The organism is Pseudonocardia kunmingensis (assembly GCF_006716445.1).
Lineage (GTDB): Bacteria > Actinomycetota > Actinomycetes > Mycobacteriales > Pseudonocardiaceae > Pseudonocardia > Pseudonocardia kunmingensis.
Map to the genome: position 1 here is coordinate 2,400,892 of NZ_VFPA01000001.1, position 21,846 is coordinate 2,422,737.

22 protein-coding genes are annotated in these 21,846 nt (G+C 74.2%); 7 read left to right on the forward strand and 15 right to left on the reverse strand.

Annotated elements, in window-relative coordinates; all coding sequences use genetic code 11:
- Positions 1–68 precede the first annotated feature (68 nt).
- Positions 69–755: a demethylmenaquinone methyltransferase gene (locus FB558_RS11510; protein WP_211366298.1), complete on the reverse strand. Its 687-nt coding sequence runs from the start codon at positions 753–755 to the stop codon at positions 69–71.
- A 387-nt stretch (positions 756–1,142) separates the two neighbouring features.
- On the opposite strand from FB558_RS11510, the gene FB558_RS11515 reads away from it, so the two are divergent.
- A complete protein-coding gene (locus tag FB558_RS11515; RefSeq protein WP_142051538.1) occupies positions 1,143–1,472 on the forward strand; it encodes a hypothetical protein in 330 nt (109 codons plus the stop codon).
- A gap of 1 nt (position 1,473) precedes the next feature.
- Here FB558_RS11515 and FB558_RS11520 read toward each other — a convergent pair whose 3' ends face one another.
- The 4 genes from FB558_RS11520 to FB558_RS11535 form a co-directional block, all read right to left on the reverse strand.
- The gene (locus tag FB558_RS11520) at positions 1,474–1,995 is read right to left on the reverse strand and encodes a hypothetical protein (RefSeq protein ID WP_142051541.1); all 522 of its coding nucleotides are present in this window, start codon (positions 1,993–1,995) and stop codon (positions 1,474–1,476) included.
- A gap of 198 nt (positions 1,996–2,193) precedes the next feature.
- Positions 2,194–2,769, reverse strand: coding sequence for a hypothetical protein (locus tag FB558_RS11525; protein WP_142051544.1), 576 nt, complete (start codon positions 2,767–2,769; stop codon positions 2,194–2,196).
- An 81-nt stretch (positions 2,770–2,850) separates the two neighbouring features.
- The gene (locus tag FB558_RS11530) at positions 2,851–3,957 is read right to left on the reverse strand and encodes a glycosyltransferase (RefSeq protein WP_142051547.1); all 1,107 of its coding nucleotides are present in this window, start codon (positions 3,955–3,957) and stop codon (positions 2,851–2,853) included.
- A 1-nt stretch (position 3,958) separates the two neighbouring features.
- Positions 3,959–5,110 carry a glycosyltransferase family 4 protein gene (locus FB558_RS11535; protein ID WP_211366301.1) on the reverse strand — a complete coding sequence of 384 codons (1,152 nt, stop codon included), beginning with the start codon at positions 5,108–5,110 and terminating at the stop codon, positions 3,959–3,961.
- Between the two features lie 200 nt (positions 5,111–5,310).
- Here FB558_RS11535 and FB558_RS11540 point away from each other — a divergent pair, with 200 nt between their 5' ends.
- The 3 genes from FB558_RS11540 (at position 5,311) to FB558_RS11550 (ending at position 7,812) form a co-directional block, all read left to right on the forward strand.
- Entirely contained in the window at positions 5,311–6,141 is an 831-nt protein-coding gene (locus FB558_RS11540; protein ID WP_211366303.1) for an inositol monophosphatase family protein, read from the forward strand.
- 95 nt (positions 6,142–6,236) lie between these two features.
- A complete protein-coding gene (locus FB558_RS11545; protein WP_142051554.1) occupies positions 6,237–6,830 on the forward strand; it encodes a mycothiol transferase in 594 nt (197 codons plus the stop codon).
- 157 nt (positions 6,831–6,987) lie between these two features.
- Complete coding sequence (locus FB558_RS11550) at positions 6,988–7,812, forward strand: DMT family transporter (RefSeq protein WP_211366305.1); 825 nt, start codon at positions 6,988–6,990, stop codon at positions 7,810–7,812.
- A gap of 3 nt (positions 7,813–7,815) precedes the next feature.
- On the opposite strand, the gene FB558_RS11555 is transcribed toward FB558_RS11550, so the two are convergent.
- Positions 7,816–8,289, reverse strand: a complete 474-nt coding sequence (locus FB558_RS11555; protein ID WP_142051557.1) for a DUF3592 domain-containing protein — start codon at positions 8,287–8,289, stop codon at positions 7,816–7,818.
- A gap of 97 nt (positions 8,290–8,386) precedes the next feature.
- Here FB558_RS11555 and FB558_RS11560 point away from each other — a divergent pair, with 97 nt between their 5' ends.
- Positions 8,387–9,643, forward strand: a complete 1,257-nt coding sequence (locus FB558_RS11560) for an isochorismate synthase (protein ID WP_246106369.1) — start codon at positions 8,387–8,389, stop codon at positions 9,641–9,643.
- A 45-nt stretch (positions 9,644–9,688) separates the two neighbouring features.
- Here the strand turns inward: FB558_RS11560 and FB558_RS11565 are convergent, their stop codons facing one another.
- Both FB558_RS11565 and FB558_RS11570 read right to left on the reverse strand, forming a co-directional pair.
- Entirely contained in the window at positions 9,689–10,321 is a 633-nt protein-coding gene (locus tag FB558_RS11565) for a VC0807 family protein (protein WP_142051560.1), read from the reverse strand.
- A gap of 44 nt (positions 10,322–10,365) precedes the next feature.
- Entirely contained in the window at positions 10,366–11,733 is a 1,368-nt protein-coding gene (locus FB558_RS11570; RefSeq protein WP_142051563.1) for a carotenoid oxygenase family protein, read from the reverse strand.
- Between the two features lie 73 nt (positions 11,734–11,806).
- On the opposite strand from FB558_RS11570, the gene FB558_RS11575 reads away from it, so the two are divergent.
- On the forward strand, positions 11,807–12,349 hold the full coding sequence (locus FB558_RS11575; RefSeq protein ID WP_142051566.1) for a PadR family transcriptional regulator: 543 nt from the start codon (positions 11,807–11,809) through the stop codon (positions 12,347–12,349).
- 3 nt (positions 12,350–12,352) lie between these two features.
- On the opposite strand, the gene menD is transcribed toward FB558_RS11575, so the two are convergent.
- From menD to FB558_RS11600, 5 genes are all read right to left on the reverse strand, one after another.
- A complete protein-coding gene (menD, locus tag FB558_RS11580) occupies positions 12,353–13,990 on the reverse strand; it encodes a 2-succinyl-5-enolpyruvyl-6-hydroxy-3-cyclohexene-1-carboxylic-acid synthase (RefSeq protein WP_142051569.1) in 1,638 nt (545 codons plus the stop codon).
- Positions 13,991–14,132: 142 nt separating this feature from the next.
- Positions 14,133–14,861: a PIG-L deacetylase family protein gene (locus FB558_RS11585; RefSeq protein ID WP_142051572.1), complete on the reverse strand. Its 729-nt coding sequence runs from the start codon at positions 14,859–14,861 to the stop codon at positions 14,133–14,135.
- Positions 14,862–15,054: 193 nt separating this feature from the next.
- On the reverse strand, positions 15,055–15,954 hold the full coding sequence (locus FB558_RS11590; protein ID WP_142051575.1) for a carbohydrate ABC transporter permease: 900 nt from the start codon (positions 15,952–15,954) through the stop codon (positions 15,055–15,057).
- Positions 15,954–16,964 (reverse strand): carbohydrate ABC transporter permease, encoded by a 1,011-nt coding sequence (locus FB558_RS11595; RefSeq protein WP_211366308.1) that lies wholly within the window; start codon positions 16,962–16,964, stop codon positions 15,954–15,956. Before FB558_RS11595 ends, FB558_RS11590 begins: the two co-directional genes overlap by 1 nt.
- Positions 16,961–18,352: an ABC transporter substrate-binding protein gene (locus FB558_RS11600; RefSeq protein ID WP_142051578.1), complete on the reverse strand. Its 1,392-nt coding sequence runs from the start codon at positions 18,350–18,352 to the stop codon at positions 16,961–16,963. Before FB558_RS11600 ends, FB558_RS11595 begins: the two co-directional genes overlap by 4 nt.
- Positions 18,353–18,639: 287 nt before the next feature.
- On the opposite strand from FB558_RS11600, the gene FB558_RS11605 reads away from it, so the two are divergent.
- Entirely contained in the window at positions 18,640–20,277 is a 1,638-nt protein-coding gene (locus tag FB558_RS11605) for an ABC-F family ATP-binding cassette domain-containing protein (RefSeq protein WP_142051581.1), read from the forward strand.
- A 58-nt stretch (positions 20,278–20,335) separates the two neighbouring features.
- On the opposite strand, the gene FB558_RS11610 is transcribed toward FB558_RS11605, so the two are convergent.
- On the reverse strand, positions 20,336–21,340 hold the full coding sequence (locus tag FB558_RS11610; protein WP_142051583.1) for an aldo/keto reductase family protein: 1,005 nt from the start codon (positions 21,338–21,340) through the stop codon (positions 20,336–20,338).
- 149 nt (positions 21,341–21,489) lie between these two features.
- Positions 21,490–21,804, reverse strand: a complete 315-nt coding sequence (locus FB558_RS11615; RefSeq protein WP_142051586.1) for an adhesin — start codon at positions 21,802–21,804, stop codon at positions 21,490–21,492.
- Positions 21,805–21,846: the final 42 nt, after the last annotated feature.

Genomic DNA, 21,846 nt, shown 5'->3' on the forward strand with positions numbered 1-21,846 from the left:
TCGTCGGTGCGGCACTGCGACCACTCTCGTCGATCACCGTGGCCGGCGCCGGCCCTGTGACCCCGGCGTCAGGCGCGGGTGGCGCGGTGCAGGGCCACGGCGCCGAGGGCGAGGTTGCGCCAGGCGACGCCGGTCCAGCCGGCCTGCGCGATGCGCCGGGCGAGGTCGGGCTGGGCCGGCCAGTCCCGGATCGACTCGCCCAGGTAGGTGTAGGCCTCGGGGTTGCTCGACACCCGGCGGGCGATCGCGGGCAGCACGTGCTCGAGCCCGACGTAGTAGGCCGCGCGGAACGCGGTGACCGTCGGGCGGCTGAACTCGCAGACCACGAGCCGCCCACCCGGCCGTGTGACGCGCGCGAGCTCGGCGAGGGCGCGGTCGGTGTCGGCGACGTTGCGCAGCCCGAAGGAGATCGTCGCCGCATCGAAGGCGCCGTCGCGGAACGGCAGGTGCAGCGCGTCGGCCGCGACCTTGGGAACGTCGCGCTGCGCGCCCGCCTGCAGCATGCCCAGCGAGAAGTCGGCGGCCACGCACCACGCCCCCGACCGGCGCAGCTCCACCGTCGAGACGGCCGTGCCGGCAGCGAGGTCCAGCACCCGCTCCCCGGGTCGCAGCCCCAGCGCCTCCCGCGTGAGCCGGCGCCACCGCCGGTCCTGCCCGGCCGTCAGCACCGTGTTGGTGAGGTCGTAGCGCCGCGCGACGCCGTCGAACATCGCGGCGACGTCGGTGGGGTCCTTGTCGAGGTCGGCCCGGCTCACGGACGGAACGCTACGCGGTGCCCGGCGCCGGTCGACGAGGTCGCCTCGCGACGGCGGGGCGGACTCGTGCGGACGACGTGATCGAGCCGGCCGCGGTTGGGACCGTAGGAACTCGACGGCTGGCGTTCGCGATCGCAGATCACTTCGTCCCGAAACCCGCCCATCGAGACTTGAGAGCCTCATCGTTCATGGATGGACAAGCAACCACCCCTACGGGAAAAGATCGTGTTCTTGCGTCGCCGTAGCCCGGGCCCACACCCGGCTCCACGCCCTGACGCCACCCGCGTGCGCTTGACGATCACAACAACCGTTGCCCTCACCGCCTGATCACTACTCGCCACGCTACTGCTGGCCGAGCCTGCGTCTGCTCACGTGTACGGCTGCAGCGTGCACGCCAGCACTCCGACAGCGGGGCGCGCGGGCTTCATCGACTACAGGACCGAGGTGAGGTGCAACGAGGTCCAGCCGGAGACACTCCAGAACCTCGACCTGACACTGGAGGAGCGGATCAAGTACCCCGACGGGGGGTACTCCAACTGGGAGCCGGTTCATGCAACGGAATCCGAGCAACTCGGCTCCTACACGAAGGCAGCCGAGTACCCGTGCCTCGCCGGACAGGGGGCCTACTACCGGACGAGGGCCGAACTGTACTACTTCCACGGAACGAGCGGATTCAAAGCCGACACGAGCGGCTACCGGTACATCTCCTGTCGCTGAATCAATCGTCGCCGATCTGACTTCGGTGCCACCGGAGCGTTGCAAACTCGGGGATCACCAGCTCGACGGTCGGAGCGAAACCGTCGACTCCGTGCTCCTCCCATGGACCACCGATCGGCGCGATGAGGGAAGGTCGATCAGGAGAGACACTGCTCACCTCACGGAACGAGCCGTGGACCCAGCAGCCCTGCTCCATGAGCAGCTCGAGCTCCGCCTCGTTCCGGGCCTCGCGGCCGGCCAGCAGGAATCGAACGCGGCCCGTCGGGTCGAGATAGCTCAGCAGCTTCTTCCCGGCGGCCGGCTCGACCATCGGGCCGAAATGGAGCCTGTCCCATTCGTCGTACGCCCATTCCTGGACCTCCCCGAACGGGCGGTCGAGCTGCCTCCCCGGCCCCAGCCACCCACACCGACAGGCCGTGATCGCGAGACCCGTCCGGGCATCCGGATCGCCCGGCCACTCATCGGTCAGCGTTCCGTCTTCGAGATACCGCGAAAGGTGGTGCGAGTGCTCCTCGTCAGCCATCCCCTGCCCACCCCTCGAAGTCCGGCCCACCATACCGCGGTCGTGCCCGTCGACGTCCGGTCCGACGGTCGTGGTGCTGGCGCAGTGGTGCGCCTCGCCTCCTGCCGAAGGGTCGGTGCGGCCGTCATCACCAGCGGTCGCCATCGAGGCGACCTCGGCAGGTCCTCGAGCGTGCGGTGTGGGGTGGGCTCCTGCAGATCACGCCCCGCGCAGCGCGCGGTCGAGGCCCTCCAGGTACTCCACCCGGGTCCGCTCCGCAATGGCAGGCCACTCGGCCTCCGGCCGGCTCAGCGGGGCCGCGGACCCGGTGACGGCGCCCATCCCGTGCAGGTTGATCCACCGGTGGTCGTAGTCGTGCGCGGCCTCCCGGTCCCAGGCCACCACCCGCTCGACGGTCGCCCGCAGCGCGGTGCGGTCGGCGAACGCGTGGCGGTTGATCTCGGGCCCGTAGCGCTGGGTCAGGACGGCGACGGCGCCGGCCGCCGTCGGGTCGGCACACCGGTTCGCGTCGAACCGGGCCCGCAGCTGCGCCGCGTAGAACCAGAACGCGGCCTCGCCGCGCCTGCCTTCGGCGAACAGCACCGCGGCCAGCGCCGCGAGGACCGGCGGCGCGTAGGCCTGCGGCGCGGCCAGCACGGCGGCGACCGTCTGCGCCCGCCACGCCTGCTCCGCGCCGTGCAGCGCCGACACCGCGGCGTTCTGCCGGTTCACGTCGATCGTGGCGTGCGTGGGGGCGGGTGGCACCGGGACGCGGTGCCCGAGCGGGGCGTCCATGCGCTCAGCCTGCCCGGCCGGCGCATCCCTGCCCTCCGTGCGACTACGCAGGACGTCGACGACGCACGAGACCGTTCGTGGTCAGGCCGCCGCCAGCATCCCCAGCATCCCCGCCACCGACGCGGGCCAGCCGAACTGCTCGGCCCGCGCCCTGGCCGCCGCGCGGCGGCTCGCCTCGTCGGCGGCCAGCAGCGTGGTGACGCCCGCGGCGAAGGCCTCGGGCCGGTCCAGCGCGGCGGCCCCGGACCGCCCGACGATCTCGGGCAGCGCCGAGGACGCGGAGACGACCACCGGGGTGCCGCTGGCCAGCGCCTCCAGCGCGGAGAGGCCGAACGTCTCGTGCGGGCCCGGCGCGAGGGAGACGTCGGCCGAGGCCAGCAGCGTGGCCAGCCGGGTGCGGTCGGGCACGAACCCGAGGAACGTGACCGGCAGCCCGCCGGCCCGCCGCTCCAGGGCCGCCCGGCGCGGCCCGTCCCCCGCGACGACCAGGCGCACCCGGTGCCCCGCCGCGCGCAGGGCGGCCACCGTGTCGATGCTGCGCTCGGGGTGCTTCTCCGGCGAGAGCCGCCCGCAGTGCACGAGGAGCGTGTCGGCGCCGTCGGCGAGGCCGCGGCGCACGTCCGGGTCGTGGTGCAGCGGCGAGAACGTCGCGAGATCGACGCCGAGCGGCACCTGGGCGACGTTGCGGGCACCGATCCGGTCGAACTCCGCCCGCGCGAACGACGTGGTGCACACGACGGTGCCGTAGGCGGCGGCCATGCGGGCGTTGGCCGCGTCGGCCACGCGCCGCGCGGCCGGGCCGGGCAGCAGGAACTGCGTCAGCAACCGGTCGAGGCGCTCGTGGGAGATCACGATGCTCGGCACGCCGTGCCGGGCGGCCCACGCGCCGAGCCCGCGCAGGGTCAGGCGGTCGGACACCTCGATGGCGTCGGGGCGCAGCCGCTCCAGCAGCCGCTGCACGCGCCACGGGTCGACGGCGCGGTAGCCGCCGGTGCCGGGCAGGCGGGGCGCCCCGATCGTGATGCGCCGGATCCCGCTGGGCAGCGGCTCGTCGGCGAAGCGCGCGCCCGGCACCACGAGGACCACCTCGTGCCCCTGGGCCCCGTAGCCGGCGCCGAGGTGGTGCAGGGCGGTGCGCAAGCCGCCGGACCGGGGGCCGTAGAAGTTGGCGAGCTGGACGATCCGCACGTCACGCTGCCGCGGCCGTGACGCCGATGACCTCGCAGTAGTGGGCGAGCAGCTCGTCGCACACCGTCGACCAGGTGCGGCGCAGCACCGTCGGGCGCGCCGCCGCCCCGAACCGGCGCCGCAGCGCGGGGTCGGCCAGCGCCCGCACCGCCGCCACGAGCTCGGCGTCCGCGGCCACCGAGGCCGGGTCGTCGGGCGCCGCGCCCTCGGGATGCGGTGGGACGAGGAAGCCCGTGCGTCCCGGCAGCACCAGGTCGCGCGGGCCGCCGGCGTCCGGTGCCACCACCGGCAGCCCCGACGCGAGCGCCTCCTGCACGGCCTGGCAGAACGTCTCCGACGGCCCGGTGTGCACGAAGACGTCCAGCGACGCGTAGATCCGGGCCAGCTCGTCGCCCTCCCGGAAGCCCAGGAACGCCGCCTCCGGCAGTGCCGCCCGCAGCCGCTCCTCGCTGGGCCCGCCGCCGACGACGACCAGCCGCGTTCCCGGCAGGCCGGCCAGCGCGCCGAGCCGCTCGACCTGCTTCTCCGGCGCGAGCCTGCCGACGTAGCCGACCAGCAGCTCGCCGCCGGGAGCGAGCTCGGCGCGCAGCCGCGCGTCGCGCTTGGAGGGGGTGAACCGGCGGGTGTCGACCCCGCGCGCCCACTGGTGCACCCGCGGGACGCCGCGCGCCCGCAGCGCCTCGGTGGCCCAGCTCGACGGCGCGAGCGTGCGGTCGGCCTGCCCGTGCAGCCTGCACGTCCAGCGCCAGGCCGCGCGCGCGGTCAGGCCGAGGCCGTAGGAGGAGGCGAAGCCGGCCACGTCGGTCTGGTAGACCGCGACGGTCGGGATCCCCAGCCGCCGGGCCGCGGCGAGCCCTCGGTACCCGACGACGAACGGGGCCGCGAGGTGCACGACGTCCGGGGCGAACTCGCGCAGGGCCGTCAGCACCCGCCTGCTCGGCACCCCGACGGGCATCGAGGAGACCACCGGCAGGTCCACGGCCGGGATCCGGACCACCGGGGCGCCCGCGTACTCGGTGGGCCCGTCCATGCCGGGGGCGACGACCAGCACGTCGTGCCCGGCGCCGGTGAGGTGCTCGACGACCCGGAGCACCGAGTTGGTGACGCCGTTGACCACGGGGAGGAAGCACTCGGAGACGATGGCGACGCGCACGGGGGCACCGTGCTCCTGCCGGGGAGCGCGGCGGTGGCGCCCTCCCCAACGCCGGACCAACAGTGTCTGATTTGCCTCCGCTCCGCTCCGGCGGCCGATGGCCCCCGGTCGACTCCCGGTCACACAGTTGGCCCGGTGATCCATGGCACGTCACCTGGGGGACGCACCCGGGACACCGGAGCCGGTGACGCTCGGGCCACATGACCGTCCAGCAGCACTCGAGCGCACCCGCGCCCGGGCTCCCGGTGGAGCCGGGCATGCTGTCCCGTGCCCTCGAGGTGGCCGGGCGGCTCGCGAACGACGCGGCCGAGGTGATCACGGCGACCGCGGGGCGCGACCACCACAGCGGCGCCGCGCACAAGTCCAGCCCGTTCGACTGGGTCACCGACACCGATCGCACCCTCGAACGCCACACCCGCCGGGTGCTGGCCGCCGAGTTCCCGGAGATCCCCGTGGTCGGCGAGGAGTACGGCGCCGACCACGGCGCCCTCGCGGCCCGGTACCGGTGGGTCGTCGACCCCGTCGACGGCACCGCGAACTACGTCGCGGGATTCCCCTGGTGCGCCTACAGTCTCGCGCTGGTGGACGCCGCCGGACCGGTCGTGGGGGTGATCGCCGACCCGAGCCGGGCCCAGATCTACGCCGCCGCCCGCGGTCGAGGGGTGCGGGCGAACGGCGTGCCGGTCCGGGCCGTCCCCCGATCCCCCACGGGCGGCCTGGTCTGCACCGAGCTCGGGCCCGCGCGCGGGGCGCGGTTCACGCAGGAGGCCGTCGCGGCGCACGCCGGTGTCCGCGCCCTCGGTTCCTCGGCGCTCGCGATCACGCAGGTGGCCCTCGGGCATGCCGTCGCGGCCGTGCTGGAGGACTACCGGGAATGGGATGTCGCCGGCGCGGTCTGCCTGGCCGTGGAGGCCGGCGCGCTCGTCGTCGACGGCGCCGGACGGCCGGATCCGCTGCCGGAGGGCGCGATGATCGTGGCGGCTCCCGGCGCCGTGGACGCCGTCCTCGGCTGGTGGCGCGCGGCCGCGTGACGTGGTCGGCCGCGCGGCGGCCGGTGGCGGTCAGGAAGTGACCGCTACGGGTGACACAGTCGTGCCGTCCCACCGAGGAGCCCGGAGGTCGCAGGATGTACGCACCCGCCCAGCACGACGAGGTCACCGGACTCGTCAACTACATCGACGAGCAGCTCAGCGCCATCCGTGCCGCCGCGTTCGGCCTGACCGAGGAGCAGGCGCGCGAGACGCCGTGCCGGAGTGCGCTGTCGGTCGGCGGCATCATCAAGCACGCCACCTACGTCATGCGAGGAGCGCTGGAGCGCCTGCGAACCGAGGTCACCGAGCAGCCGGTGGACGCGACCGCGTACGCCGCGTTCACCGACAGCTTCACCGTGCGCGACGACGAGACGGTGGCCGGGACCATCGAGGACTTCGACCGGGTACGGGCACAGCTGCGGGCCGCGGTCGCCGCCACCGATCCGGCCGCCGCCACCACGGCGCCGCCCGCGCCATGGCACGGGATCTTCGACGCCCGGCCGATCCACGCTCGCTACTACCTGGTGCACCTGGTCGAGGAGTGCGCCCGGCACGCGGGGCACGCCGACATCATCCGCGAGCAGATCGACGGTATGGCGGTGCCTGCGCTGGTGCTCACGCTGGCCGGGGCGAGCGCCAACGACTTCTTCCAGCCGTACGAGCCGGCCCCGGGCACCCTCCTGGCGTGAACCCGACGCGGAGGGCACCGGCGCCGTCCCCGCGATCACGGCCCTGCGAGGGCGCCTCGGGCGTGACCGCGGATGGTCGGCGTGGTTAGGGTCGGGCATCGCCACCACCTCGTCACCGGGCACGAACCTGGCCGTCCGCGCCACGCCGTTCGCGTTCGTGGTGATCTGGGCGTCGGGCTTCGTCGTCGCGAAGTACGCCGCGCCCTACGCCGAGCCGCTGAGCTTCCTGGTCGTGCGCTACGCGGGTGTGGTCGCGCTGATGCTGGCGCTCGCGCTGGTGGCCAGGGCGCCGTGGCCGCGCGGGCGCCAGGTGCTGCACATCGCGGTGGCGGGCGTCGGGATCCAGGCCGGGTACCTCGGCGGGGTGTGGGCCGCCGTGGCGGCCGGGATGCCCGCGGGCGTCGCCGCCCTCGTCGTGAACCTGCAGCCGGTGCTCACCGCCGCGCTCGCCGGGCTGCTCGGTGAACGGCTGGGCGGGCGGCAGGTCGTCGGGCTGCTGCTCGGCTTCGCGGGCGTCGCGCTCGTCGTCTCCAACCGGCTCACGACGGAGGGCGTCACCGCGCTGACGCTCGGCCTCACGGTCACGGCGCTGCTCGGGATCACCATCGGGACGCTCTACCAGAAGCGGTTCTGCCCGCACTTCGACCTGCGGACCGGGCAGGTCGTGCAGTTCGTCGCGTCGATCGTGGTGACGCTGCCGTTCGTGGCGGCGTTCGAGTCGTTCCGGTTCTCGTGGACCCCGCAGCTGGCCGGCGCACTGGCCTGGTCGGTGCTGGTGCTCACCGGCGGCGGGATCTCGCTGCTGTTCCTCATGCTGCGCCGTGGCGCGGCGGCCCAGGTGACCAGCTACTTCTACCTGGTTCCCGGGATCACGGCCCTGATGGCGTTCGCGATGTTCGGCGAGACGCTCGGGCCCGTGGCGATCGGCGGGATGGTGCTCGCCGTGCTCGGGGTGGCACTGGCCACCCGGCCGCGGGCCTGATCGTCAGCGGCGGCGACGGCGCAGCCACAGCGCGAGGGGGCCCAGCACCGCCCACACCGCGACGACGCCCAGCGCGAGCGGCAGCACGCCGTCCAGGGCGCTGCGGCCGGCCACCCGCACCAGCTCCGGGTTCGTGACGTCGTACTGGACGGCCACCGACTCCCCGGCCTGCAGCCCCCACGGGTAGAAGACCCCGCGCTCCGGCACGACGGCCTCGCCGTTGGCGACGGTGAAGCGGACCAGCGTGCGCTGGAACGACGAGCCCTCCAGGACCTCGGCCTGGGCGACCGCCGGGTTGGCGGCGATGGCGCGGTCGTCGAGGGCGGCTCCGGCCAGCGCCAGCACCGCGAGGACCGTGGCGAGGACGGCGATCCCGGCGACGATCTCGGGCAGGCGGGTGGTGACGAAGCGCCCGATCGGACGCAGCAGCGAGGCCAGCTCGTCGATCGCGCGGGTGCGCGTGGTGCCCGTCATCACGCAGCCCATCCTATTGCGGCTGGTCGTGCACGAGATGTGGCCGGTGCCTCCCGGGGCGGACGCGCATCCCGGCGCGGCGCCTCCTACTCTCGGAAAGGTGACGATCGCCCCGCTACCGACCGGGTTGGGCGTGCGGACCAGGCCCCTCGACGACCCGGGCCGGCTGCTCGACCTGCTCCCCGACGACCGCAACCCGTTGTCCTGGGTGCGCGGGGCCGACGGGCTCGTCGGCTGGGGTGAGGTCGCCCGCATCACCGTCACGGGGCCCGACCGGTTCGCCGATGCGGACGCCTGGTGGAGCTCGTTCACCGAGAAGCTCGACGTCCGCGACGAGGTCGGCACCCCCGGTTCCGGGCCCGTGGCGTTCGCCAGCTTCACCTTCGCCGACGGCTCGCCGGGCTCGGTGCTCGTCGTCCCGCGCGTGCTGGTGGCGCGCCGCGACGGGGTCGCGTGGATCACGGAGTTCTCGCACGGCGACGGCCCGTCCGCGGTGCGGGCCGTGAGCCCCGTCCGTCCCAGCGGCACGCTGCGCTTCGCCGATGGCCTGCTGCCGGTGGCCGGGTACCGCCGCGCCGTCGCCGAGGCCGTGCGCCGGATGCGGGCGGGCGAGCTCGACAAGGCCGCGCTCGCGCACGACCTGCTCGCCGCGGGCGACGCCCCGCTCGACGCCCGGTTCCTGCTCGGCGGCCTCGCGCGGCGGTACCCGACCTGCTGGTCCTACTCCGTCGACGGGCTGGTGGGGGCCACGCCCGAGATGCTGGTGCGCCGCACCGCGGGCACCGTGGCGTCCCGGGTGCTGGCCGGCACGATCTGGCCGGGCGAGGGCGACGACCTGCCCGGCCAGCTGCTGGGCTCGGCGAAGGACCGCCACGAGCACGCGCTGGCCGTCGACTCGCTGGCCGCCGCGCTGCGCCCGCTGTGCACCGAGCTGACGGTCCCGCAGACCCCGTCGGTGATCGCCCTGCCGAACGTCTCGCACCTGGCCAGCGACGTCCACGGCACCCTCGACCCCCGCACCCCCGCCTCGCTCCTGCAGCTCGCCGCCGCCGTGCACCCGACCGCGGCGGTGGGCGGCACGCCCCGGGACGCCGCGATCGCGCTGATCGCCGAGCTGGAGGGCATGGACCGCGGGCGCTATGCGGGCCCGGTGGGCTGGGTGGACGGCAACGGCGACGGCGAGCTGGGGATCGCGCTGCGGTGCGCCCAGCTCGACGGACCGGTCGCCCGCCTGTTCGCCGGGTGCGGCATCGTCGCCGACTCCGATCCCGACACCGAGGTGCGGGAGGCCGCGGCGAAGATGGTCGCGATGCGCGACGCGCTGGAGGACGCGGACGTCCCACCGGCGCGGGCCTGACACACCCGGCACGGCTCGGCGCCCCCCTCATGGCGCCGAGCCGGCTCAGGAGGCCCGAGCCGCCGCCATCCGGCGCCGGGCCCGGGCCACGAACCAGACGTTCCAGGTGATCAGGCAGGCGAACGCCGCGACGGAGAGCACGGTGCTCAGCCCGACCATCACGCTGACCGGCAGCAGGAACACCAGCGGCACCCGGACGAGGGCCTCGGTGAGCAGGCCGAACCCCCAGACCGCGGATGCGCGGCGGAACCCGCGTCGCACGGCCGGGTCGTCGCGGTGGGCCGCCGCGAGCGCGGCGGCGCGGTGCGGCGCGAAGCTCTGCATCGCGGCCAGGGTGAGCGGCGTGCCCCACACGCTGGTGCCCAGGAAGACCAGCGCCACCGCGCCGGTGGTGACCGAGTCCTTCAGCAGCAGGAACCGGGCGTCCCCGCTGACCAGCGACAGGACCAGCCCGACGCCGAACACCACCAGCATGACGGTGGCGAACGGGTTGAGCCGGCGCCGGCGCGCCGCGTCCCACGCGATGCGCAGCGCGGCGATCCCGGACGCGGCCAGCAACGCGGGCCAGTCGGCGACGCCGAGCAGGTGCAGCCCGTAGTAGGCGGCCAGCGGCAGGCCGATGTCCAGGGCGAGGCCGCGGATCATCGCCCGCGGCCGGAACTCCACCACCTCGGACACGGCCGGCGGAACCACCTCGGTCGGGGCGCTCCCGGATGCCGACGTCATCGCCGCGCCAGCGCGGCGTCGTCGATCCACGAGCCGTGGAAGCCGGACGGGACACCGCGGGGCAGCGTCACCGCGGCGACCGGCGGCCCGGCCACGTCGGTGGCGTCGAGCACGAGCAGCTGCGAGGCGCTGCCGTCGCGGCGGGTGGTGATGGACAGCAGCCAGCCGTCGTCCTCGGCGCGGTCCGGCGCGGCGGAGGGCACGAAGACGGCCTCCCCGGCCACGGTGTCGCCGCCCAGGTCGTGCTCGGTGCGCGCGCCGTGCGCGGCGTCGAACTTGATGATCGCCGCCCCGCCGCCGGAGTCGGCCACGGCGTAGCGGTAGCGCGCCTCCCGGCCGACCCGCGCGTCGTCGACGGTGGGGAACTCGACCGCGCGGTCGTCCAGCGCGGTCTCGGTGGCCGCGCCGGTGACCGGGTCGAGCACCCAGCGGTGCAGGTGCGCGGTGCCGGTCGCCGCGGCGGCGGCCGCGGGGCCCGCGGGGTCGGACCCGAGCCCGCCCCACATCGCCACGGCGTCCGGCGCGCCGTAGCGGGCGGCGTCGAGGACGACGCGGCCGGCGGCATCGGTGTGGGCGTTGCCGACGTGGAAGACGTAGCTCGGCTCCACGTCGAACCAGCGCACCTCACCCGGCCGGTCCAGGGGCATCACGCCGAGCCGGGCGCCGTAGGCGTCGTCCCAGCCGAACGGCATGCCCTCCGCCAGCAGCTGCGGCTGGAACGTCATCGGCAGGTCGAGGAAGACCGCGTGCCGGTCGGTGATCGCGAAGTCGTGCATCATCGTCGGGCCGGGCACCGCGACCTCCGCGCTCGTCACGAGCTCGCCGTCCGCCGAGAGCCGGTGGTAGGTCAGGAACGGCGGGCGGATGCCGTAGCCGAAGAAGTGCAGCTCGCCGGTGACCGGGTCGGTCTTGGGGTGCGCGGTCATCGCCGTGGTGAGGCGGCCGCCGAAGTCGTCGGGGCCCACGGTGTCCAGCTCGGGCGTGAGCACGTGCGGGAAGCTGCTCTCGACCAGCGCCATGATCCGGCCGGCGTGCTCGATCACGTGCGTGTTCGCGTGACCGACGCTGTGGTCGAACGTGCCGTCCGCCCGCACGAACGACCTCCCCTCCAACGCCGCGGTGCGCACCCAGCGGTTGCGGTACCACTCCGCACGTCCGTCGCGCAGCCGGACGCCGTGCACCATGCCGTGCCCGGCGAACCAGTGAGCGGACACCTCACCCGGCAGCGGGTTCGGCCCGTTGCGCAGGTAGCGCCCGGTGAGCTCGCGCGGGAGGGCGCCGTCGACGGGCAGCTCCACGGCGTCGATCTCGTCGGCGACGGGCGCGAGGTGGCCCATGAGGTGCGGGGGCGCGGTGCCGGTCATGGCGACGAGGGTGCACCCGGCGCGCTTGACATGTCAATACTGACATCACAGTTCTGACATGTAAGCTCCCGGCATGTCGCTCCCGCACGCCCTGCTCGGGCTGCTCGCCGTCGAACCGCGTAGCGGGTACGAACTCACGAAGGCGTTCACGGCCGAGCTCGGTCGCTACGCCTGGCAGGCCGGGCACACGAGCATCTACCCGGAGCTGGGCAAGCTCGCCGAACGCGGGCTGGTGGAGGTCACCGAGGAGGGGGCCCGGGGCAGCCGGACCTACTCCGTGACGCCTGCGGGGTACGCCGAGCTGCGGTCCTGGATGCTCACGCCGCGGCGCCCGGCGAAGGTGCGCAACGAGCAGGTGCTCCGGATGTTCCTGATCTCCGCGCTGGAACCCGAGGACGCGCTGACCCTGCTGCACGGGATCGCCGACCGCTCGGCGGCCGAGGGCGCCGAGCTGCGCCGCGTCCTGGGGGAGGCACCGCCGGAGATCCCCGCGGGCGCCGACGGCTTCGGCTACCTGGCCGCGGAGTACGGGCTGCGCCAGTATGACGCGGTGCACGGCTGGGCGCGCTGGGCGATCGAGAAGCTGGAGGCCCGCGCAGGCGCGGAGTCCGCCTGAGGGTCAGAGCACCTCGGCCACCGCGGCGTCCACGGCGGCACGCAGCAGCGCGTGGCCCTCCCGCAGCTCCCGCCGCCCCGCGCGCACCTCGACGACACGCAGACCGGGCGCCGGGGCGAGCGCCTCGGCGATGTCGGCGCCGTCCACGCGCGCGTACCCCGCACCGGTGGCGGCGCACAGCGCGGCCACGTCGACCCCGTGCGGGGTGCCGAAGACCCGCTCGAACGCCGCCTCGTGGGCCGGGGCGCCCTGCTCCAGCAGGCCGAAGATCCCGCCGCCGTCGTCGTTGAGCACGACGATCGTGAGGTCGGGGCGCGGCTCGTCCGGGCCGATCACGAGGCCGGTGGTGTCGTGCAGCAGGGTGAGGTCGCCCAGCAGCGCGTACGCGGGACCGTCGTGCACCAGCGCCGCGCCGGCCGCGGTGGAGACCGTGCCGTCGATGCCCGCGACGCCGCGGTTGGAGAGCACCGTGAGGCCGTTTCGGGGAACGGCGCCCAGCGCGACGTCGCGCACCGGGTTGGACGAGCCCAACAGCAGCTGCGCCCCGTCCGGCAGCGCCGCGACCAGCGCCCGGGCCAGCCGGAGCCCACCCGGCGCGGAGGGCTCGTCGAGGCCCTTGTCCAGCGCCCGCGCAGCGGCGGAGTCGGCGACCTGCCAGCGGCGCACCCAGGTCGGGTCGGGAGCCAGCGGCGGCATGGCGCCGATGGCGCGGACGGTGCCGGCGACGTCGGTCCACGGCATTCCGCGGGAGTCGGCGAGCACGTGGACCGCGACGTCCGGAGCGGCGAGCAGGTTCTGGACGGGCCGGTGCAGCGTCGGACGGCCCGCCACGACCACCTGCGCCGGGCGCAGCGGCGCCGCCGCCGGGGCGCCGAGCAGCCACGGACCGGTGCGCAGCGCGGCCGGCCACGCCGCCGACGCCGGTTCGGCGATCACCGGGACCGGGAGGTCGTGCAGGCCGTCGGGCGCGCCGTGCCCGGCGATGACGATCGTGGGAGCGGACGGGTCCAGCGGCAGCGGGTCCGCCTGCCGGGCGACCCGCGGCAGCGCGGTCCACGGCGCGCCGTCCGCGCGGCCCTCCGGCGCCTCGCCCGCCCCGTCGGGCACGAGCGGCGCCGCGAAGGGCAGGTTCAGGTGCACGGGTCCGGGCGGCCCGCCGGTGGCACCGGTGGCGGCCGCGACCGCGCGGTCGACGAACGAGCGCCACCGACCGTGCTCGCCGTCCGCGACGCCGCCGTGCACCGCCGATCGCACGGCACCGCCGAACAGCCCGCTCTGCGCGATGGTCTGGCTGGCGCCGGTCCCGATCATCTCGGGCGGCCGGTCGGCACTGAGCACGACCAGCGGCACGCCGGCGTGCGAGGCCTCCAGCACCGCCGGGTGCAGGTTGGCCACGGCGGTACCCGACGTCGTGCAGACCGGGACGGGGCGCCCGGAGCGCAGCGCGAGCCCGAGCGCGAGGAACCCGGCGGTGCGCTCGTCGATGCGCACGTGCAACCGCAGGCGCCCCGCGGCGTCGGCGGCGTGCAGCGCGAACGACAGGGGCGCATTGCGCGAACCCGGGCACAGGACGGCATCGGAGACGCCGCAGCGGACCAGCTCGTCGACGACGACGCGGGCGTGCATCGTCGACGGGTTCACGGCCGGAGCCTAGGCCGTGCCCTGCGGGCCCTGGTCGATGGGCTTCGTGATCCAGGCGTTCCCCGGCAAGGCGGAGGCGCGAGCCGTCGTAGGCGGATACCCGGTCGGGCCGACAACGCGGCCAGGGCATGCAGGGTGCGGCCTATGTGGGGATGACCTCGAAGGCGGCGGCGAGGCGGGCTCCGGGCAGCCGGGCGGCGTCGGCCTCGGCGTTGCCGCGCAGGAACGGCTCGGGGTCGGCCATCGGCCCGCCCAGCGCCTCGAGGTAGGCCTTGTGCGCCCGCAGCGACGCGACGCCGCGCTCGAACGCCTCCGCGACGTCCACCCCGTGCGTGCTCCGCGGTGAGGCCAGCACGAGCACCTCGCGCACCCCGCTCCACGGCTCGCCGATCTCGGGGAAGAGCCAGCGGTTGGCCGCGTCGCGGACGGCGTCGAGCGTGGCCTGCCCGACCACCCGGTGGTCGGCCATGTTGAGGTGTCCACCGGGGAACGTGTCGTGGTGGTTGACGGTGATCACCACTTCCGGCCGGTGCCGCCGGATCGCGGCGGCGATGTCGCGGCGTAGCGGGATGCTGTAGGTGATCAGGCCGTCGGGGTGGTCGAGGAACTCCACGGTGCTGACGCCCACCTCGGCGGCCGCCGCCCGCTGCTCGGCCTCCCGCAGCGGCCCGCACTCGGCCGGCGGCAGCGTGTCGATGCCCGCCTCGCCGCTGGTGGCCAGCAGGTAGGCGACGTCACGGCCCTGCGCCGTCCACCGCGCGATGGCGGCAGCGCCGCCGTACTCGAGGTCGTCGGGGTGGGCGACGACCGCGAGCGCGCGGGAGAAGTCGTCGGCGTAGGGCTGGAGGTCCGGCTGCGGGTTCTCGACCATGGCGTGATCCTGCCCGCGCGAACGCGCAACTCGCCATGCCCGAACGGGAGACTCGCCCGGTCCGAACGGGAGACTCGCGCTGTCCGAACGGGAGACTCGCGCGGGGGTGGTGTGCCCTCCCGCGCGAGTCTCCCGTTTCGGCAGGGCGAGTCTCCCGTTTCGGCAGGGCGAGTCTCCCGTCTCGACGCGGGGTTCAGCCCTTCTCGGCCCCTGCGGTGAGGCCTTCGGTGAGCAGCCGCTCGCTCGCGAAGAAGACCACGACGATCGGGATCGTGATGATCACCGATCCCGCCATCAGCACGGTGGTCGGGATCTCGATGCTGCCCGCGAGCTGGGACAGGCCGAGCGACACGGTCCACCGGTCGCGCTCCTCGATCAGGAACAGCAGCGCGAACAGGAACTCGTTCCACGCGATCATGAAGATGAACAGCGCGTTCGCGATGATCGCCGGCATGGCCAGCGGCAGGCTGACCCGCCGCATGACGCCCAGCCGGGAGCAGCCGTCGATCGCGGCGGCCTCCTCGAGGCTGACCGGCACGGTGTCGAAGTAGTTGCGCAACATGTAGATCGAAACCGCCACGACCTGCGAGATGTAGACGATCAGCAGGCCGACGAGCGTCCCGCGCAGGCCGATCCGGGTGAAGAACACGAACAGCGGGACGGCGAGCAGGATCGGCGGGAACAGGTAGACCGCCAGGAACAGCACGCTGACCTGGCGGTGGCCGAAGAACCGCAGGCGGCTCACCGCGTAGGCACCGGGCAGCGCGACCAGCAGGGTGAGCGCCACGGTGCCGAGCGCGACGAGCGCGCTGTTCGCGATGAAGCTCAGGAAGCCCTGCCCGCCGGCCGACGGCGGCGCGACCACGCTCGCGTAGCTGCCGAGCTCGACCTCGGACGGGGGCAGCCAGAGCGCGCCCGGGTCCTGCAGCACCCGGTCGAGCGGGCGCAGCGACAGCAGGACCATGTAGTAGAACGGGAAGACCGTGATGACCAGCAGGAACAGGATCATCATGACCCGGAGCACGCCGAACACCCGCGTCTCGACGGTGTCGCGGCTCCAGCCCCGCCGCGCGGGCGCTGCCGCGGTGGCCATCACGAACGCTCCTCGCGCGGCGCGAGCCGCCACAGGTAGAGCCCGACGAGCAGCGCGAGGATCGCGGCGAGCACCAGCGCCTGGGCGGCCGCCTCCCCGATGTTGCCGCGCGCGGTGAGGGAGTTGAACACCGAGACCGCGACGACCTCGGTGCCGGCGCCGCCGCCGGTGAGCAGGTAGATGTCGTCGAAGCTGTTGAAGGTCCAGATGAACCGCAGCACGGCCAGCACCGCGATCGTCGGCATCAGCTGCGGGAGCAGCACGTGGCGGAAGCGCTGGGTGAGCGTGGCGCCGTCCACCCGGGCGGCCTCCTCCAGCACGCCCGGCACGGCCTGCAGGCGCGCCGTGAGGAACAGGAACGCGAACGGGAACGACCGCCACGCCTCGAACGCGATCACGGTGAGCAGCGCCGTCGGCACCCCGAACGTGAGCCCGAGGAGCGTCACCTCGCTGCTGCGCTGCGACAGGAATGCGATCGGCTCGTCCCAGCCCAGCACCCGGGTGCCCCAGTGGTTGGTCACCCCGAACTGCGGGTTGAGCATCGTGGTCCACGCGAACGTCGCCGCGACGATCGGTGCGACGTACGGCAGCAGCATCAGCGACCTGACGAACCCGCGCCCGCGGAACGGCCTGCGCAGCGCGAGCGCCGCGGCGAGGCCGATCCCGATCGCACCGGCCGTGCCGAGCACCGAGTAGGCGAGCGTGGTGGCCAGCGCGCTCCAGAACGACCCCGCCCCGAACACGTTGTCGAAGTTGGCCAGGCTGAACTCGCCGAACAGCCCGGCGCTGCGCAGGTTCAGCAGCCGGAGGCGCTGGAAGGCCAACAGCACCGTCCACAGGATGGGGACGACCACCATCACCACGACGATGACCAGCGTCGGGGAGATCAGTGCGAGGCCCGCGCGGGCGTCCGCGCTCGCCAGCGTGCGCCCACTGCCGCGCTTCCGGCCGCGCTTCCGGCCGGTGCCGGGCGGTGGCGCGGCGGGCGCCCGCACCGCGCCGGCCGTCACCGGAGCGAGTCCTGGATCGCGCGCAGCGCGTCGGCGGCCTGCTGCGCGGCGCCCTGCGCGTCGGTGCCGCCGCTGGTCACCTCGGCGACGGCGGCGGGCACCGGCAGCTCGCCCAGCGACGCGCCGATGAGGTCGCCCTGGCCCTGGGTGATGCCCCAGCGGGTGAAGTCCTCCGGGCCGGTGGCCAGCGCGTCCAGCACGTCCTGCGGGTAGAACTGCGACAGCGGCCCCTCGGTGTCGACGCCGACGGGCAGCGTCTCCCAGGTGTCGACGTAGTCGGTGGCGCCGGGCGTGCTGCCGGTGCGCGCAGGGAACTTCCCCTCGGGGGCGAACGCCAGCCAGTCGACGTAGCCGTCGCTCAGCATGAACTGCACGAACTGCTGCGCGGGCTCCGTGGCGGCGTCCGCGGTGATCGCCCACGAGATCACCTCGCCGAACTGGGCGGGCTCGGTGCCGTCCGGCCCCTGCAGGCCGGTGACGATGGCGGTGTTGCGGGCCAGGAACGTCGGGTCGCTCGCACACTCCGGGCAGCTGGGCATGGCGTCGTTGCGCAGCCCGGCGAGCTCGTCGAGCAGGAACGTCGACCAGACCGCCATCGCGGACTGCCCGGCGAAGTAGGCGGCGCGGACCGTGTCGACGTCCTGGAGGCCGGGCACCGAGTGCTCGGTGATCAGCCGGCGGTAGAAGTCGAACGCCGCCACGCACTGCGGGCTGTCGATCGTGATCTCGCCTGCCTGGTCCACCATCTGGCAGCCGTTGGCCAGCGCGATGTGCTCGAAGGTCTGCTGGGTGAACGCGTCGCCCGGGGCGGTGGCGCCGACGAAGCCCGCCATCTGCTCGGAGTCGAGCGCCTGCGCGGCGGCGAGGATCGCATCGTAGCTGGTCGGGGCAGGCAGACCCGCGGCGTCGAACAGGTCGCGGCGGTAGTACAGCAGCTGCGACCACGCCTCGCTGGGCACCGCGAGCTGCTCCTCGCCCTCCCGCGTCAGCTCCAGCGCGGTGGGGTTCCAGGTCTGCGGCCCCAGCGCGTCGACGACCGCGGCCGTCGCCTCGCTGTTCACCAGGTCGTTGGCGGCCAGCGTCCGGACCGAGGACAGCGGGATCGAGCCGATCACGTCCGGCAGGTCACCCGCCGCCGCCGACGCCGTGAGCGTCTGGTTGAACTGGTCCTCCTCCACGCCCACGAGCTCGACCCGGACCCCGGTCTGCTGGGTGAACCGATCGATGATCGCCTGCGTCGCGGCCACGCGGTCGGGCAGCGTGTCGGCGGTCCAGACGGTGATGGTGCCGGGGTCGCCCGCGTCCTCGCCCCCGCCGCCGCACGCGGGCAGGAGCAGGAGCGCGACCAGCCCGAAGGCCGCTCCGACGCGACGGTGCACGGTTCTCATCGCTTGGCTCCCCATCGCTCGCGCGGTCGAGTGCCGGACAGTGAACCCCCGGGCGTCCTGATCCACAACCGCTGAGCGGGTCGCGGCGTTCGGCGACGAGGCGCGGTCGTTCCTCGTGGGCCTGGCCGACCGCTGTCGCACCCTGTGATTCGTGATCGCCGGTTGAGTGCGGTCACTGCTTTGCCCGCAGCAGTGCGTGCACTGAACCGGCGATCAGCGCACCTCCTGGGCGACCGTGGCGATATGCGTTCTGATCCGCGCGCGCCGGCCGGTAGCGTGGCCCCGTCATGCCAGCAACGCTCCAGGCCACCGGCCTCGCCGCCGGTCACGGCGCCCGCGTCCTGTTCTCCGGTCTCGACCTGGTCGTCGCCCCCGGCGACGTGGTCGGCCTCGTCGGCGCCAACGGGGCCGGCAAGTCCACCCTGCTGCGGCTGCTGGCCGGCGAGCAGGACCCGGAGGAGGGCAAGGTCCTCGTCAGCCCGCCGGACGCCACGATCGGGCACCTGCCGCAGGAGCCGGACCGCAGGCCCGGCGAGACCGTGGCCGCGTTCCTCGCACGGCGCACCGGCGTGGCCGACGCGCAGGTCGCGATGGACTCCGCGGCCGAGGCGCTCGGCACCGGCGCCCCCGGCGTCGACGACCTGTACGCGGCAGCGCTGGACCGCTGGCTCTCCCTCGGCGGCGCCGACCTGGAGGAGCGCGCCGGCGAGGTCGCCGCGGAGGTCGGGCTCGGCGTCTCCCTCGACGCGGAGATGACCTCGTTGTCCGGCGGCCAGGCCGCTCGCGCCGGGCTCGCCGCTCTGCTGCTCTCGCGCTACGACGTGCTGCTGCTCGACGAGCCCACCAACGACCTGGACCTCGACGGGCTGGCCCGGCTCGAGCGGTTCGTGCAGGGCCTGCGCAGTCCGGCGGTGATCGTCAGCCACGACCGGGAGTTCCTGGCCCGCACCGTGAACCGCATCGTCGAGCTGGACCTCGCGCAGCAGCAGGTCGGCGTCTACGACGGGGGCTACGACAGCTACCTCGCCGAGCGCGAGGTCGCCCGCAGGCATGCCCGCGAGGCGTTCGAGGAGTACGACGACAAGCTCACCGGGCTGAAGGAACGCGCGCAGACGCAGCGCAACTGGATGGCCCAGGGCGTGCGCAACGCCCGGCGCAAGGCGAGCGACAACGACAAGATCGGCCGCAAGTTCCGCGCCGAGTCCAGCGAGAAGCAGGCCGCGAAGGCCCGGCAGACGCAGCGGATGATCGAGCGGCTGGACGTGGTCGAGGAGCCGCGCAAGGAGTGGGAGCTGCGGATGACGATCGCCGCCGCGCCGCGCTCCGGCGCCGTGGTGGCCTCGATGACCGGCGTCGTCGTCCGCCGCGGGTCCTTCGTGCTCGGCCCGGTGGACGCCCAGGTCGACTGGGCCGACCGCGTCGTCATCACCGGTGCGAACGGCTCCGGCAAGACCACCCTGCTCGGCGCCCTGCTCGGCCGCATCCCGGTCGACGAGGGCAGTGCGGGGCTGGGCTCGGGCGTGCGGGTCGGCGAGATCGACCAGGCCCGCGGCCTGTTCCTCGGCCCCGAGCCGCTCGCCCGCGCGTTCGGCGACGCGGTGCCGGAGTGGGCCGAGGCGCAAGTCCGCACGCTGCTCGCGAAGTTCGGCCTGACGGGCGAGCACGTGCCACGCCCGGCCGCGTCGCTCTCACCGGGCGAACGCACCCGCGCCGCGCTGGCGCTGCTGCAGGCCCGCGAGGTGAACCTGCTGGTGCTCGACGAGCCGACCAACCACCTGGACCTGCCGGCGATCGAGCAGCTGGAGCAGGCCCTCGACTCGTTCCCCGGCACGGTCCTGCTGGTGACCCACGACCGGCGCATGCTCGACAGCGTGCGCACGACGCGCCGCTGGCATGTGGACGCAGGCCAGCTGACGGAGTCCTGACCGACGAACGGCACTCCCGTCGGTACCTAGCCGACGAGAGTGCCGTTCGTCGGGCGGGTCAGCTCGGGCGCGTCGGGGGTGACTGCGTCTTGCCCGGGTCGCGCTCCACCTTCTCGCCCAGGGCCTCGTCCACGCGCTCGAGGACCTCAGGGTCCAGTCGCACTCCCGCGGCGCGGACGTTGTCGGCCACCTGCTCGGGGCGGCTGGCGCCGATGATCGCGCTTGCCACGTTGTCGTTCTGCAGCACCCACGCCACCGCGAGCTGGGCCATCGAGAGGCCGAGGTCGGACGCGACCGGCGCCACCGCCTGCACGCGGGTGAGCGTGTCGTCGTCCATCCATCGCTTGATCATGGTGGCGCCCCCCTTCTCGTCGGTGGCACGAGAACCCGCGGGCGGCGCGGCACCCGGCCGGTACTTGCCGGTGAGCACGCCCTGCGCGATCGGCGAGAAGACGATCTGGCTGATGCCCAGCTCCTCCGAGGCCGGCACGACCTCGCCCTCGATCACCCGCCACAGCATCGAGTACTGCGGTTGGTTGGACACGAGGCGGAAGCCGAGGTCCTCCGCGAGCGCCTGGCCGTCGCGCAGCTGCGCCGCGGTCCACTCGCTCACGCCGATGTAGAGCGCCTTGCCGGAGCGGATGACGTCGGCGAACGCCTGCATCGTCTCCTCGAGCGGCGTCTCCACGTCGTAGCGGTGGGCCTGGTAGAGGTCGACGTAGTCGGTCTGCAGCCGGCGCAGGCTGCCGTCGATCGACTCCATGATGTGCTTGCGGGACAGGCCGGAGTCGTTCGGGCCCTTCGGGCCCGTGGGCCAGTAGACCTTCGTGAGGATCTCCACCGACGCGCGCCGCTCGCCCTTCAGCGCCGCGCCGAGCACGGTCTCGGCGGCGCCGTTCGCGTAGGCGTCGGCGGTGTCGAACGTGGTGATCCCGGCGTCGAGGGCGGCGCGCACGCAGGCCGTCGCGGCGTCGTTCTCGACCTGGGAGCCGTGGGTGAGCCAGTTGCCGTAGGTGATCTCGGAGACCTTCAGGCCGGAGCGGCCGAGGTAGCGGTGTTCCACACCCGAACAGTAGTCCCGGCCGCCCTACTCGTCAGATGAGAGGACAGGTCAACGGGGGGGCGCCGCTCGCACCGGACACGACCGCGGGGCGGCCCCGCCGGCCGAGTGGTGCCGGCGGGGCCGCCCCGCGGGACGGATCGTGGATGCGGTCAGGCCTGCGGCTGTTCCGGCTGCTCCTGGACGCCGATGGCGAAGCGCAGCTCCTGCTCGCCGTCGGAGCCGGCCACCGGCTGCACGTCGAGCACCTTGTCGTCGAGCACCTGGGCCACGACGGGCTCGAGGAAGACGCTCACCCCGTCGCCCGCCAGCACGACGTCGTCGGTGCTGGGCTGCCCCGCGAGGGACAGTTCCAGCCCCTGCTCCGGGTCGGGGGCCGAGATGCGCAGCCCGCCTCCGTCAGGCAGCTCGGCATCAGTGGTCAGTGTCTTGATGGCTTCGGCCGCGACATCGGTGATTGCCAACATGCCGCGCCACGGTAGGCGTCCACACCGCGGCCCGCAGAACGG